We start from the raw sequence: 13,452 nt of genomic DNA, 5'->3' as shown, positions 1-13,452 counted from the left end.
GATAGTGATCCAAATGTCATCAGGAACGGGTACGTGCCTGCCGTGATACCGGCCAGTTGGCGCCTCAATGAAAATTCCGGCTATGCGCCGCCAGCCCGCCCAGCAGGTCGGACAGGTCCACCAGGCGCTGCGCGATCAGGTGGCGTACGCCGTCCACGTTCTGCCAGGCGCCGTAGACGCCCAGCAATTTGGCGCCCAGCAGTTCGCGGCGTTGGCGTTCGATGAGTTCCGGGCGCACGACCACGTTGACGGGGCCGGTTTCGTCTTCCAGCGTGACGAAGATCACGCCCTTGGAGGTTTGTGGCCGCTGGCGCACGGTGACGATGCCGCAGGCGCGGGCCACGCGCTTGTCGGGGTAGCCGTTCAGGACTTCGGCCGGCTGGAAATTGCGGGCGGCAAGTTGCGCGCGCAACAGGGCGACCGGGTGGCTGTGCAGCGTCAGCCCCAGGCTGCGGTAGTCGGCGGCCACGGTCTGGTTTTCCGAGGGGGCCGACAACTGGGGGGCCTGGGTTTCCACGATGGCGGCGTCGCGCAGCAGGTCGCGGCTTTGTACGCTGGCGGCGGCCTGCCAACTGGCCTGGCGGCGGTGGCCGGCAAGGGTGCGCAGCGCGTCGCCGGCGGCCAAGGCGTTCAGGTCGTGGCGGTTCAGCGCGGCGCGGCGGGCCAGGTCACCGGTGTCGGTAAAAGGCGCCGTTGCGCGAGCCTCTTCAATGCGGCGCGCGGCGTCTTCCCGCATGCCCTGGATCAGGCTCAGGCCCAGCCGGACGGCGGGGCGGGTGTCTTCGGTGGGTGGTGAGTGCGGGCGCGGGCGTCGCTGGGCGCCGGGGTGATCGTCGGGCAGGGTTTCCAGCGCCGAATCCCAGCCGCTGACGGTGACGTCGGCGGGCAGCACGCAGACGCCGTGGCGGCGGGCGTCCTGCACCAGTTGCGCGGGCGCGTAGAAACCCATGGGCTGGGAATTGAGCAAGGCGGCCAGAAAGGCTTCGGGTTCGTGGCGCTTGAGCCAGGAACTGAAGTACGCCAGCAGCGCGAAGCTGGCGGCATGGCTTTCGGGAAAGCCGTACTCGCCAAACCCCTCTACCTGCCGGAACAGCGCTTCGGCGAATTCCAGCGTGTAACCGTGCGCCAGCAGGCCACCCACCAGCTTGACGCGGAATTTGTCCACGCCGCCCTTGCGTTTCCAGGCGGCCATGGACCGGCGCAACTGGTCGGCCTCGCCAGGCGTGAACCCCGCGGCCACCACCGCGATCTGCATCACCTGTTCCTGGAAGATGGGCACGCCCATGGTGCGGCTGAGCACGCCTCGGACTTTTTCGCTGGGATAGGTTTCGTCTTCCTTGCCCTGGCGCCGGCGCAGGTAGGGGTGGACCATGCCGCCCTGGATCGGGCCGGGGCGCACGATGGCCACCTGCACGACCAGGTCGTAGTATTTGCGCGGCCGCAGGCGGGGCAGCATGGTCATCTGCGCGCGCGATTCGATCTGGAACACGCCCACCGTGTCGGCGTCGCAGATCATGTCGTAGGTGGCTTCGTCGCCTTCGGGAATGTCTTGCAGCGCCAGCGGCTGGCCGCGGCGTTGGCCGGCCAGCTCCAGGGTGCGGCGCAAGGCCGACAGCATGCCCAGCGCCAGCACGTCCACTTTCAGCAGTTTCAGCGCGTCCAGATCGTCCTTGTCCCATTGCACGACGCTGCGGTCTTGCATGGCGGCGTTTTCAATGGGCACCAGGCGCGACAGCTTGCCGCGTGAAATCACGAAGCCGCCCGGGTGCTGCGACAGGTGGCGCGGAAAGCCCATCATGGTTTGCGCCAGCGACGCCCATTGCCGCGCCACGCGGGATTCCGGGTCCAGCCCGCAGGTGCCCAGCGTGCGCAGCATTTCCTTTTTGCCGTCCCACCACTGGTGCGCGCGCGCCACGGCGTCGATCACGCCCAGGTCCACGCCCAGCGCGCTGCCGGTGTCGCGCAGTACGCTGCGTGGCCGGTACGAAATGACCACGGCGGTCAGGGCGGCGCGTTCGCGTCCGTATTTGTTGTAGATGTACTGGATGACTTCTTCGCGGCGCTGGTGTTCGAAATCCACGTCTATGTCGGGTGGTTCGTTGCGCTCTTTGCTGATGAAACGTTCAAACAAGTTGTTGCCGCGCACCGGGTCCACCGCGGTGATACCCAGGCAATAACAGACGGCGGAGTTGGCGGCCGACCCCCGGCCCTGGCACAAAATGCCCTGGCTGCGCGCGTACTGGACGATGTCGTAGACGGTCAGGAAGTAGGCTTCGTAGTGCAGGTCGCCGATCAGGTCGAGCTCTCTTTCGATCTGGCCGGCCACGTTTTCCGGGACCCCGGCGGGAAAGCGCCGGGCGGCGCCGGCCAGGGTTTCCTGGCGCAGATAGGTGGCGGGCGTGTGGCCGGGCGGGACGACCTCGTCGGGATATTCGTAGCGCAGTTCGTCCAGTGAAAACGCGCAGCGGCGCGCCACCACCAGCGTTTGCGCCAGCGCGTCGGGCGGATACAGGTTGGCCAGGCGCATGCGGGTGCGCAGATGCTGTTCGGCGTTTTCGGATAATTCGTAGCCGCATTGGGCCACCGGCTGGCGCGTGCGGATGCCGGCCAGCGTGTCGTGCAGGGGCTTGCGCGATCGCACATGCATCTGCACCTGGCCCACGGCCACGATGGGCAGATCGGCCTGGCGCGCGGCATGCTCGACGGCGGCGCGGTGCTGGTCGTCGCGCGACCGGTACAGCAGATTCAGCCCGACCCAGGCGCGGTTGGGAAACACGCGCGCCAACCAGCGCGCCTGCTCGGCCAGGCGGTCGGCGTCGGTGCCGTAAGCGGGGGTCAGGATGGCCAGGCATTCCGGTACTTGGCGCAGGTGCTCGGAGCCCTTGGGCGGACGGGTCAGGTCATCCGGGGCCAAGCGGTATTCGCCCTTGGGCGCGCGGGTGCGGGCCAGCGTGATGAGTTCGGACAGGTTGCCGTAGCCTTCGCGGGTTTGCGCCAGCAGGGTCAGGCCCAGCGGGGCGGCGTCGGGCGCGGCGCGCAACTGGAACGTGGCGCCGATGATCAGGGGCAGCTTCTGGGTCTTGGCCTCCATGTGGGCGCGGACCACGCCGGCCAGCGAACATTCGTCGGTCAGCGCCAGCGCGGCGTAACCCAGTTCAGCGGCGCGCGCGACCAGCTCTTCCGGGTGCGAGGCGCCTTGCAGGAAGGAAAAGTTCGACTGGCATTGCAGCTCGGCGTAGCCGGGCAACGTTGCCAACAGTTCGGACGGATCGGGGGCGTCGTAGGAGGCGTCGTGAGGGTCGTCTTGCATGCGCGAAGCCTCAGGCGTAGAGCCCGTGCAGGAACCAGCGCGCGTGTTCCGCGTCGCGTTCGCGGTAGATCCAGTAGCGCGCCGCCGCCGCGTCTTCGGCGACGAAGTAGTCGCGCACGGTCAGGGCCGGATCCCACCAGCCGCTTTCGATGCGTTCGGGCCCGCGCACCAGCCGCAGTGGCTGGCCGCCGTATTGGGGGCGATGGCCCGACAGCTTCAGGGCCAGCGGCGTTTCCAGCAGCCAGAAGGGACGGTCCAGCAAGGGGGGCAGGGGCTGGGGCGGGCGCGGGGTGGCCAGCGCGTCGCCCCAGGAATTCGCGGCTTCGGGGCGATGGTCGGGCGTGGGATGGGCGTGACGCACCTGATCGCGGCCCAGCCGGGCCACCAGCAGGTCCAGCAGGCGGGCGTGGTCGGCCGCGGTGCCGCCGGGTTCGGGAAACAGCGTGGTGCTGACGGCGGGTTGCTCCACGGTGTCGGGCGCCAATAGCGACACGGCGATGACGGGCGCTTCCAGCGTGACGTGGTTGAGCTTTTCGCGCAGCAGGTGCAGGATTTGCGGCGCCTGCCAGACCGGTTGCGCCAGCGCCAGTTCCAGTTCGGTGGGCGGGCGGGCATGGCGGCCGCGTTCGTGTTCCATGCTGAGCACCACGCGCCGCACCGCCAATTGCCGTGCGGTGAGCCACCCGCCCAGTTGTTCGGCCAGGCGGCGCCCCACGGCCAGCACGGCGTCGGTGTGCTCGACGTAATCCATGAGTTCAATGCGCCGGGAAAACTGGTGGGGCGGTTCAATCCAGCGATACAGTTCCGGCGCCTGGCCATAGGCGGCGTCCAGGGCGGGAAGCAGATCTGGCGTGCTGCGCCGTTGCAGGCCGGCGCGCGGCAGGGCGCGCAGGTCGGCCAGGGCGTGGCAGCCGATGTCGCCCAGCCAGTCCAGCCGCGCCTGGGCCTGGGGCAGCAGCGCCAGCGGCAGCGCGTCCAACCGACGGGTCAGCGTGCGCAGGGTGAGGGTGCGCCGGGGCACGCGCCGGCCGGGGCGGTGCGCCAGCAGCCAGGCGCCCCGGGCGGTGGGCGCCATGCCCAGGGACACCCGCACATCCAGCGCGGCCAAGGTGGCCCGTATGCGCCGGGACAGCGCGCGCGGGCCGCCGAAGAACATCAGGCTGGCGCCCACGTTCAAGAGCACGGTGTCGGCATCGCCCAAGGCAATTTCGGGGGTGTATTGCAGCAGCGCCAGCGCCGCGCCGTGCAGGGTGTCGGCTTCGGCCTGCGGCTGGCGCGGCAAGAGTTCCACCTGCGGGGCGATGGCTGCGGCGCCCGCGCGGCGCATGCCCGGCTTGACGCCGGCCTGGCGGGCGGCGGGGGTGAGGGCGGCAACGCGTTCCTGGTCCAGGACGGCGAAGGCGTGTTCCTCATGCGGCCAGTGCGGGCGTAGTACGTCCAGCGGCAGGCAGCGCAGGAAGGCGGCGATCCAAAGGCGCATGGCGGGGGGAAGACGGTGTCGGCGCGCCGGGCTCCAGGCCCACGTACAGCGGGGTGTCGCAGACAGGCCCCCGGCGCTTCAGAATATGGACGGATAAACCGCCCGGGGCGGGCGCAAGCGCCAGCCGCAAGGGGGCGGCGGTGGCATTCTGCGCGGCCTTGGCCGGGCGGATGGCAATGAAGAGCAGGTCGCTTGCCTGGGCCGCCAGATGCAGCCGGCGCAGGGATTCAGGGCGCACATGCGGCAGCCAGCAGATCAGCGCGCCGCAACTGCCGTTTTTCAGGATTTGTTCCGTGGCCCAGAGGGTATCGACGGGTTTTTGCGGCGCCACCCACAGCAATTGCCGGGGATCCAGCCGCCAGCTCATCCAACTGGCGATGTGGGGCCGGTGCGGCGGTTGCACCAGCGCAATGGGGCGGCGCGTTTCCAATTGGGCCAGGGCCGGGCGCAGCAGGCGGATTTCGCCCACGCCGGGATGCGGGGTCAGCAGTTCGATCAGGGATCCCAGCGGCCAGCCGCCGTCCGGCAGCTCGGCGGAAAGCGAAGCGTGCCCGGTGGGCAGGGTGCGCGCGGCGCCTTTGGCCAACTGGGTGGCGCGCCACAACGCGGGGTGGATGCGTTCAGGGGTTATCATTACTGTATGAATATACAGTATTGTAGCCCCGTTTTGTGGGCCGCTTTTTAAGCGGCTATGGGTCGACTATGAGCCGTCCATGGGCCAACCATGGGCCGCCTGATGAGCGGTTTTGTGGCCTGAACCGGCGGACCCGCGCCTAGCCCTGGTCCCGATCCAGCCCATAAAAGCGCATGTCCCCGTAGCGCACCCAGCGCGACTTCTTCACCACGCGATGCCCGATCCACAGCGCCAGGAACAGCGGAATGGCCAGATACGTGGACACCACCCCGATCCAGTCGATGCGATCTTGCAGGAACGCCTGGTAGTTCTGCCCCAGCGTCACCACCAGGCACAGCACAAAGGCCAGCACCGGGCCGAAGGGAAACAGGCCGGCCTTGTAGGGCAGGTCGGCCGTGTCGTAGCCGTGCCTGACGTAGCCCTGGCGAAACCGGTAATGGCTCATCGCGATGCTCAGCCACACGATGAATTCCGTCATGCCCGCAAAATTCAGCAGCCAGATATAGACCGCCTTCGGGCTGTACACCACGCTGAACAGGCACAGGCAGGCCAGCGCCGTGGTGGCCAGCAGCGCGTACAGCGGCACGCCCTTGGACGTCAGCCGCTTGAACAGCGCCGGCGCCTGGCCTTCGGCCGCCATGTTGAACAGCATGCGGGTGGCAGCGTACATGCCTGAATTGCCGGCCGACAGCACCGACGTCAGGATCACCGCGTTCATCACGGTGGCGGCCGACAGCAGGCCCGCGTGCTGGAACACCAGCGTGAACGGGCTGACGGCGATGTCTTCGACGTCGTTGCGCAGCAATTGCGGGTCGGTATAGGGCAACAGCAGGCCGATGATCAGAATGGCCAGCACGTAGAACAGCAGGATGCGCCAGAACACGCTATTGATGGCGCGCGGCACATTGCGGCGCGGGTTTTCGGATTCGCCCGCCGCCACGCCCACCAGTTCGGTGCCCTGGAAGGAATAGGCCACCACCATCGCCACGCCCACCCAGGTGGCCGCGTTGCCCACGAAGGGCGCATCGCCGATGGTCCAGTTCGCCAGGCCGACCTGGTCGCCGCCGTGGATGATGCCCACCAGCATGCCCAGGCCGACGGCAATGAAGCACAGCACGGCCACCACCTTGATCAGGGCGAACCAGTATTCGGCTTCGCCGAAGCTGCGCGCTGAAAAGGCGTTCAGCCCGAAGGTCAGCGCTAAAAATGCCACGCTCCAGATCCAGCCCGGCGTGTCCGGCAGCCAGTACGCCATGACCAGTTGGGCGGCCACCACGTCCACGGCGACAACCGTGGCCCAACTGACCCAGAAGTTCCATCCCAGCGCGAAGCCGAAGCCGGGGTCCACGTAGCGTGACGCATAGGTGCAGAACGAGCCCGACACCGGCATGAAGGTGGCCAGTTCGCCCAGGCTCGTCATGATGAAGTAGACCATCAGGCCAATCACCAGGTAGACGAGCAGGGCGCCGCCGGGACCCGCTTCGGCAATGGCCGCGCCGGAGGCCACGAACAGGCCGGTGCCGATGGCTCCGCCCAGCGCTATCATCGTCAGGTGGCGCGCCTTGAGCACGCGGTGCAGCTGATTCTGGCTGGCGGGCGTGGCGCCAGAATCGGAAATCGGTGTTTGCATTGCAACGGGGAAAAGTGGCCGCCGCGGCGGCATTCAGGCAGGGTCCGCGACAAGGGACTGCCAGCAAGAGGCAAGGGCATCCCCAGGGAACCAAAGGGGGGCGCCAGCGCCAACGCCGCGCATTTTACAATGCTGTGACAGCGGCGCAGTCCCGCGGCCCCAGCCAGCACGGAGCAGTTTCATGGCATCTACCGGTTCACTTGAATTCCTTCCCGAAGCGGGCGTCGACGTGCGCCAGTTGTTCATCCTGTTGCACGGCGTGGGCGGGTCGCCCGATAACCTGCGGCCATTGGCCGACGCCGTGCGCGCGGCCTTCCCGATGGCGGCGGTGCTGGCGCCCGAAGGCTTCGAGCCCTTTGACGGCGGCGGCGCGGGACGGCAGTGGTTTTCAGTGCGCGGCATCAGCGAAGACAACCGCGCCGAGCGCGTGGCGGCGGCCATGCCGCCCCTGGAAGCCTATGTGCGCCAGGCGCAGGCTCGCTTCAAGTTGCTGCAGTCGGACACGGCGGTGGCGGGCTTTTCGCAGGGCGCCATCATGGCGCTGGAACTGGTGCAGGCCCACGACGGCATGGCCGGGCGCGTCATCGCGTTCTCGGGACGCTATGCGCAATTGCCAAAGGCCGCGCCGCAATTCACCACCCTGCACCTGCTGCACGGCGCCGACGACCCGGTCATGAACGTGTCCCACATCCAGGCCGCGCAAGCCCGGCTGGAAACGCTGCACGGGGATTCCACCATCGACATCGCCAGCCACGTCGGCCACGAACTGCATCCCGCCCTGATCGAGCGCGCCATCGTCCGCTTGCAGACCTGCGTGCCGCTGCGAAGCTGGGAAGCGGCCCTGGGGCTGAACCAGACGCCGCCCGATGGCACCACCGTGCATTGATCGCGGGATGACACTGCTCGATGATCCGCAGCCCGATGCCCCGCAGCCCGATGAACACCGCCCGATGATCCGCGCCCAATGAGCACCGCCCGTTCTTCCGTGCCGGCCTCGCCGCGCGCCGCCGATGCGGTGGGTGGCGCGCAAAGCATCTTCCGCGTGCTGCGCCTGCTGAAATACGTGGGGGCCGCGCCCGCGCGGGGCGTGGGCTTGAGCGACGTCGTGCGCGACCTTGGCCTGACCCCGCCCACGGCGCATCGCATGTTGTCGGCCTTGCTGCAGGAAGGCTTTTTGTCGCTGAACGCCAAGCTGAAGACGTACAGCCTGGGGCGCGAGTCCTACATCCTGGGCCTGGCCGCGGAAAGCCGCCACGGCATCAAGGCCATTGCGGAATCCGCCGTGCTGCGGCTGGCCCAGTCCACCGGCGACACCAGTTTCCTGTCAGTGCGTTCCGGCCACGAAGCCGTGTGCGTGGACCGCAAGACGGGCGACTTTCCCATCAAGATCCTGACGCTGGAAGTGGGGCACAGACGGCCCTTGGGCGTGGGGGCGGGCAGCCTGGCGCTGCTGGCGTTCCTGCCCAACGACGATATCGAACGGGTGCTGGCGCGCTATGACGCCACCACCGCGCCCGACCTCCCATCCACCGACATGCTGCGCGACGACATTGCCGCCGCCCGCAAGCAGGGCTATGCGCTGAACCCGGGTCGCATCATTCCCGACATGCTGGGTGTGGGCGTGCCGGTGCTGGACCGCGAGCAGAACGTGGTGGCCGCCTTGAGCGTGGCGGCGATCCGCTCACGCCTGTCCGGCGCGCGCCTGCATGACGTGGTGGCGGCCTTGCAACGCGCGGCGGCTGAGCTGTCGGCGGACCTGCTGCCGCGTCCTTGACTGTGCGCCGGAGCGCGCCCCTGAACGTGCTCGGAGCTTGCCCCAAAGTCGGCCCCGCAGCACGAAGAGCTAGCGTCCCGCGCAGGCCTTGCCGCCATCCACCGGCAGGCACACGCCGGTGATGTACTTGGCTTCGTCGCTGACCAGGAACAGCGCGGCGTGCGCCACGTCCCAGGCATCGCCCATGCGGCCCATAGGGCTGGCGGCGTTGCGACGCTGGCGCATGGCTTCCACGTCCTGGAACTGGCCGGCGATTTGCTGGTAGATCAATGGCGTGTCGATCACGCCCGGCAGCACCGCGTTGACCCGGATATTGTCCGGCGCATAGCGCACGGCCAGGGACCGGGTCAGATGGTTCAGCCCCGCCTTGGCCGCGTAATAGGACGTGTACGGATAGCTGTTGACCTGGATCGACGCCAGCGACGAGATGTTGATGATGCTGCCGCCGCCTTGCGCCAGCATGGCCGGCAGCACGTGCTTGCAGGTCAGGAACACGCCGGTCAGGTTGGTGTCCAGCACGCGGTGCCAGCTTTCCTCGCTGGCCTCGATGGGGCCGCCCATTTCGGTGATGCCCACATTGTTGTGCAGGATGTCGATGCGGCCCGCTTCGTCCAGCACGCGCGCCACCACGGCCTGGATCTGCGCGGACTGCGTCACGTCGGCCACCAGCGCGGCGCATTGCCCGCCTTCGGCTTCGATGACGCGCCGGGTTTCCTCGGCCGCTTCCGCGCGCACGTCCACGGCGTAGACCCGCGCGCCCTCGCGGGCATACAGCGCGGCGGCCGCCTTGCCGTTGCCCCAGCCCGGCCCCGACGACCCCGCGCCGAACACCAGCGCGACCTTGTCTTTTACGCGCTGGCCCATGCTATTGCACCGAGATGTGGGCGAAGTCGGCCACCTTCTTCCACTTGGCCACATCGGCTTTGATCATCGCGCCAAACTCCTCGGGCGTGTCGGCCACCACATAGGCGCCCACGCCCGCGTACTTGGCCTGCACGTCCGGGTCCGCCAGCGCCTTGCGCGACGCGTCGCTCAGCTTGGCCAGCACGTCCTTGGGCAGGCCCGCCGGCGCCAGCAGGCCGTTCCACATTTCGGCGTCGTAGTCAGGCAGGCCCATTTCCGCGAAGGTCGGCACGTCGGGCAGTTGCGGCAAGCGCGCCTTGGCCGCCACCACGATCGCCCGCAAATTGCCTGACTGGATGTGCGCCATGGACGACGCCGCCGTGTCCCACAAGATGGGCACCTGGCCGGCGATGACGTCGTTCAACGCCGGGCCGGTGCCGCGATACGGCACGTGCATCATGTCCAGCCCCGAGAGCGACTTGTAGTACTCCATGGCCATGTGCGTGGCCCCGCCATTGCCCGAGGACGCATACGAATACTTGCCCGGCGCGCTTTTCACCAACGCGAAGAATTGCGCGTAGTCCTTGGCCGGGAAATCCTTGTTGACCACAATCACGCCCGGCACGCGGATGATCTGCGTGACAGGGGTGAAGTCTTTCACGGCGTCGTAAGACAGGTTCTTGTACACCGCCGAATTGGTGCCGTTGGTGCTGGACGTGCCCAGCAGCAGCGTGTAGCCGTCGGGCGCGGCGGACGCCACCGCGCGCGTGCCGACCGTACCGCCCGCGCCGCCCCGGTTTTCCACGACCACCGTCTGGCCCAACTGCTTGCCCAGCGCCTCGGCGAAGATGCGGCCCACCACGTCGGACGTGCCGCCCGGCGGAAAAGGCACGATCAGGCGGATGGGGTGGTCGGGGTAGCTGCCTTGCGCCGTGGCGGCGCCCGTCAGCGATAGGGCCAGCGTTGCGGCCGCCAAGCTGATCCAGGTTCTTCTCTTCATGGTGTTGTCTCCTCGCTTTGTATTGTTGTGCGTGTTGTCGTTGTTGTGGCTGCTGACTGATATCAGGCGATGCGGTCGCCCGGCTTGATCTTGGCGGCGCGGCTGTCCACACCCGGCAACATGTGCGCCGGGTCGCGCGTGACCACGACGTCCAGGATAGTGGGGCGGTCCTTGCAGGCGTAGGCGCTGGCCAAGGCCGCCTTGATGTCGGCGGGGTCTTCCACGCGGATGCCGTTGCAACCCAGCGCGCGCGCCACGTTGGCGTAGTTGGTTTCCGCAAGGTCGGACGATTGATAGCTGCCGCCGCCATACATCAGGTGCTGCAACGCCTTGATATACCCCGAGGCCGCGTTGTTCACCACCACCAGCGTGAACGCCAGGCCCATGCGCACCGCCGTTTCCAATTCGCCCAGCGACATATTGCAGCCGCCGTCACCGGTCAGGCTGACGACCTGGCGCCCCGGCGCGGCGGCAGCGGCGCCGATCGCACCTGGAATGCCGTAGCCGATGGAGGCAAAGCCCCGGTCGGGCACAAAGCCCCGGCCCGCGCGCTTGGTGTCGAACAGCAGGCCGCCCCAATGCGCGGCAAAGCCGCCGTCGGCCACCAGGATGCCGTCTTCGGGCAGCGTGGCGTTGATCTCATGCATCAGGCGCGCCATGCCGATCGGGCTGTCGGAAGATGTCAGCTTGCCCTGCACGGATTCGCGCCAGGCGTGCATGGCTTGCCCGACTTCGTCCGCATAGGCCTGGCGGTCGGCTTGCGACGTTTGCGCCGCCATGAGTTCGCCCAATTCTTCAAGCGTGGCGCGCGCGTCGCCCCATAGCCGCAGGGCAGGGGTGGTGGTGCGGTCGAACTCTTCGGCCACGATGTCCAGATGAATGACCGGCACGCCCGCGTTCAACAGGTCATAACGCCGAGTAGCCACTTCGCCCAGTTTGCAGCCCACGACGAACAGGCAGTCGGCCTTGGCGATCAGGTCATTGGCGATGCGGCTGTAGCGGCCGAAGAGGCCCGCGTTCAGCGGGTCGCTGCAAGCAATGGCGCCCTTGCCGCTCATGGTGTGCGCCACGGGGATGTTGAAGCGGTGCGCGAAGGCTTCAACGGCCAGGGCGGCGTCGCTGATGTGCACGCCGCCGCCGCACAGCATCAGGGGGCGCGCGGCGCCGGCCAACATGCTGGCCGCCTGGGCCAGATCATCGGCGGCGGGGCGGCAGCGCAGCGCGGGGGCGCGGCGGGCGTTGGCGCTGGAATAGAACTCGTCGGCGTCAAAGGCATGGACGGCATGCGCGATGTCTTCGGGCACGTCCAGCACCACGGGGCCAGGGCGGCCGCTGGTGGCCACCGCGAACGCGCGGCGCACCAGTTCGGGAATGCGCTCGATCATCTCCACGCGCAGCACGTCCTTGACCACGGGGCGCAGCACTTCAAGCTGGCGCGCTTCCTGCGTCATGTTCTTCCACGAATGCAGGCGATGCGAGTCGCCCACCAGCGCCACCAGCGGCGTGCCGGCGTTGAAGGCTTCGGCCAGGCCGGTGACCAGGTTGGTGGCGCCTGGCCCCAAGGTGGCGTCGCACACGCCGGGGCGCCCGCTGACCTTGGTGTAGGCGTCGGCGGCAAACACGGCGCAGCGTTCGTCGTTGATCAGGTTGTGATTCAGCTTCAAGCGCCGCACGGCGTCGTAGAAGGGCAGCAGTTGAAAGCCGCCCATGCCAAACATCAAGCCGACATCATGCGCGGCGAACATGCGGGCGATGGCTTCGCCGCCTGTGATTTCCAGTTTTTCCGACATGCGGATGTGCTCCTCATTTCTCGTGATTGTTGTAGTGATCGTTTCTATTGATTGGCGTGCCCGCTCAGGAGAGCGTCGATAAACGTTTTCAGTGGCGTGCCGACACGGCAGCCGAGTTCGCGGGCGCGCGCGTTCGCGCAGGAAATCACGCCCTCGTCGTAGCAGGACCTGGCGTCGCCAATGCAGGCGCTATGGGCGGACACGGTCAATGCCGCAATGCCGCGCTGTTGCAGCAGCGGCAGGCGACCGACGCCCGCGCCGTCCTGGCCCATGCCGGCGTCGTTGAACGTCACCAGCCGGGGCGTGGCCTTGACGCCGTCGGTCGGCAGCCCGGCCAGGCGTTCGCCATGCGATGCCGTGACGGCGATCAGGCCGTTGTCGCGTTCGTCCAGCAACGACACCGAATCCACGCCGATGACGCAGGGCGTGCCGTCGGCGGCGGTGCGCAACACCATGCGGGATTCGTTGCGCTCGGTGGGCGGCGCGGGACGTGCTGGGGAATGCGGTGAGGCGTGGGGCAAAGAGTGACCCAAAGACTGACCCAAAAACGCGGCGCATTCGGCAACGCGCATGCCGGGCCGGCAGCCCAAGGCCTGAGCCAGCGGGTTGGCATGGCTGATGACACCGCGGCGCAGCATGTCCGCGCCGTCGCCGATGCGGCAACTGCGGTAATCGGCCGTGGCGGCGGGCACGCCCCAGTGTTGCAGGTCTTGCAGGCCCGCGATGCCGGCCTCTTGCCAGCCCACGCCCGCATCGTTGAGCACCACGGCGTGAACCCGGCCCCGGGCGGCGCAATAAGCCGCATAGCGGCCGCCATGGGATCCCGCGATCACGACCCGGCCGACATCCGCGTCGCCAAGCTTGGTAATGCTGTCGAGCACCCGGGCGTCGACGCGTTCTGTGTATTCCATATTATGGATTTTTGTTTTATCTGTTTGCCGATCACGCGTACCTGTGGCCGGCATTGAGCATTTGCGCTCAACTGTTTTCA

The 13,452-nt window shown here is 67.8% G+C and carries 10 protein-coding genes; 2 read left to right on the top strand and 8 right to left on the bottom strand.

Going from position 1 to position 13,452, the window contains the following annotated elements; genetic code table 11:
- Positions 1-64: 64 nt before the first annotated feature.
- The 4 genes from P8T11_RS06770 to P8T11_RS06755 form a co-directional block, all read right to left on the bottom strand.
- Entirely contained in the window at positions 65-3,310 is a 3,246-nt protein-coding gene (locus P8T11_RS06770; protein ID WP_268077669.1) for an error-prone DNA polymerase, read from the bottom strand.
- Between the two features lie 10 nt (positions 3,311-3,320).
- Entirely contained in the window at positions 3,321-4,790 is a 1,470-nt protein-coding gene (locus P8T11_RS06765) for a Y-family DNA polymerase (protein WP_268077670.1), read from the bottom strand.
- Positions 4,720-5,424 (bottom strand): translesion DNA synthesis-associated protein ImuA, encoded by a 705-nt coding sequence (gene imuA, locus P8T11_RS06760; RefSeq protein WP_268077671.1) that lies wholly within the window; start codon positions 5,422-5,424, stop codon positions 4,720-4,722. The genes P8T11_RS06765 and imuA overlap by 71 nt, the downstream gene beginning before the upstream one ends.
- A gap of 139 nt (positions 5,425-5,563) precedes the next feature.
- A complete protein-coding gene (locus P8T11_RS06755) occupies positions 5,564-7,054 on the bottom strand; it encodes an amino acid permease (RefSeq protein ID WP_268077672.1) in 1,491 nt (496 codons plus the stop codon).
- 181 nt (positions 7,055-7,235) lie between these two features.
- On the opposite strand from P8T11_RS06755, the gene ypfH reads away from it, so the two are divergent.
- Both ypfH and P8T11_RS06745 read left to right on the top strand, forming a co-directional pair.
- Entirely contained in the window at positions 7,236-7,940 is a 705-nt protein-coding gene (ypfH, locus tag P8T11_RS06750; RefSeq protein ID WP_268077673.1) for an esterase, read from the top strand.
- Between the two features lie 78 nt (positions 7,941-8,018).
- Positions 8,019-8,828, top strand: a complete 810-nt coding sequence (locus P8T11_RS06745; protein ID WP_268077674.1) for an IclR family transcriptional regulator — start codon at positions 8,019-8,021, stop codon at positions 8,826-8,828.
- Positions 8,829-8,897: 69 nt separating this feature from the next.
- Here P8T11_RS06745 and P8T11_RS06740 read toward each other — a convergent pair whose 3' ends face one another.
- The 4 genes from P8T11_RS06740 to P8T11_RS06725 form a co-directional block, all read right to left on the bottom strand.
- Positions 8,898-9,692 carry an SDR family NAD(P)-dependent oxidoreductase gene (locus P8T11_RS06740; protein WP_268077675.1) on the bottom strand — a complete coding sequence of 265 codons (795 nt, stop codon included), beginning with the start codon at positions 9,690-9,692 and terminating at the stop codon, positions 8,898-8,900.
- Between the two features lies 1 nt (position 9,693).
- Positions 9,694-10,671 carry a Bug family tripartite tricarboxylate transporter substrate binding protein gene (locus tag P8T11_RS06735; protein WP_268077676.1) on the bottom strand — a complete coding sequence of 326 codons (978 nt, stop codon included), beginning with the start codon at positions 10,669-10,671 and terminating at the stop codon, positions 9,694-9,696.
- 62 nt (positions 10,672-10,733) lie between these two features.
- The gene (locus P8T11_RS06730; protein ID WP_268077677.1) at positions 10,734-12,461 is read right to left on the bottom strand and encodes a thiamine pyrophosphate-binding protein; all 1,728 of its coding nucleotides are present in this window, start codon (positions 12,459-12,461) and stop codon (positions 10,734-10,736) included.
- Between the two features lie 44 nt (positions 12,462-12,505).
- Positions 12,506-13,372 (bottom strand): hypothetical protein, encoded by an 867-nt coding sequence (locus P8T11_RS06725; protein ID WP_268077678.1) that lies wholly within the window; start codon positions 13,370-13,372, stop codon positions 12,506-12,508.
- Positions 13,373-13,452: the final 80 nt, after the last annotated feature.

This window comes from Achromobacter spanius (genome assembly GCF_029637605.1).
Lineage (GTDB): Bacteria > Pseudomonadota > Gammaproteobacteria > Burkholderiales > Burkholderiaceae_B > Achromobacter > Achromobacter spanius_E.
This window is presented reverse-complemented; position numbering and strand designations above follow the sequence as displayed.

Excerpts from the sequence above, each read along its gene's own strand:
- P8T11_RS06725 (WP_268077678.1), bottom strand. The coding sequence starts at position 13,372 with ATGGAATACACAGAACGCGTCGACGCCCGGGTGCTCGACAGCATTACC.
- P8T11_RS06735 (WP_268077676.1), bottom strand. The coding sequence starts at position 10,671 with ATGAAGAGAAGAACCTGGATCAGCTTGGCGGCCGCAACGCTGGCCCTA.
- P8T11_RS06745 (WP_268077674.1), top strand. The coding sequence starts at position 8,019 with ATGAGCACCGCCCGTTCTTCCGTGCCGGCCTCGCCGCGCGCCGCCGAT.
- P8T11_RS06765 (WP_268077670.1), bottom strand. The coding sequence starts at position 4,790 with ATGCGCCTTTGGATCGCCGCCTTCCTGCGCTGCCTGCCGCTGGACGTA.
- P8T11_RS06740 (WP_268077675.1), bottom strand. The coding sequence starts at position 9,692 with ATGGGCCAGCGCGTAAAAGACAAGGTCGCGCTGGTGTTCGGCGCGGGG.
- P8T11_RS06730 (WP_268077677.1), bottom strand. The coding sequence starts at position 12,461 with ATGTCGGAAAAACTGGAAATCACAGGCGGCGAAGCCATCGCCCGCATG.
- imuA (WP_268077671.1), bottom strand. The coding sequence starts at position 5,424 with ATGATAACCCCTGAACGCATCCACCCCGCGTTGTGGCGCGCCACCCAG.
- P8T11_RS06770 (WP_268077669.1), bottom strand. The coding sequence starts at position 3,310 with ATGCAAGACGACCCTCACGACGCCTCCTACGACGCCCCCGATCCGTCC.
- P8T11_RS06755 (WP_268077672.1), bottom strand. The coding sequence starts at position 7,054 with ATGCAAACACCGATTTCCGATTCTGGCGCCACGCCCGCCAGCCAGAAT.
- ypfH (WP_268077673.1), top strand. The coding sequence starts at position 7,236 with ATGGCATCTACCGGTTCACTTGAATTCCTTCCCGAAGCGGGCGTCGAC.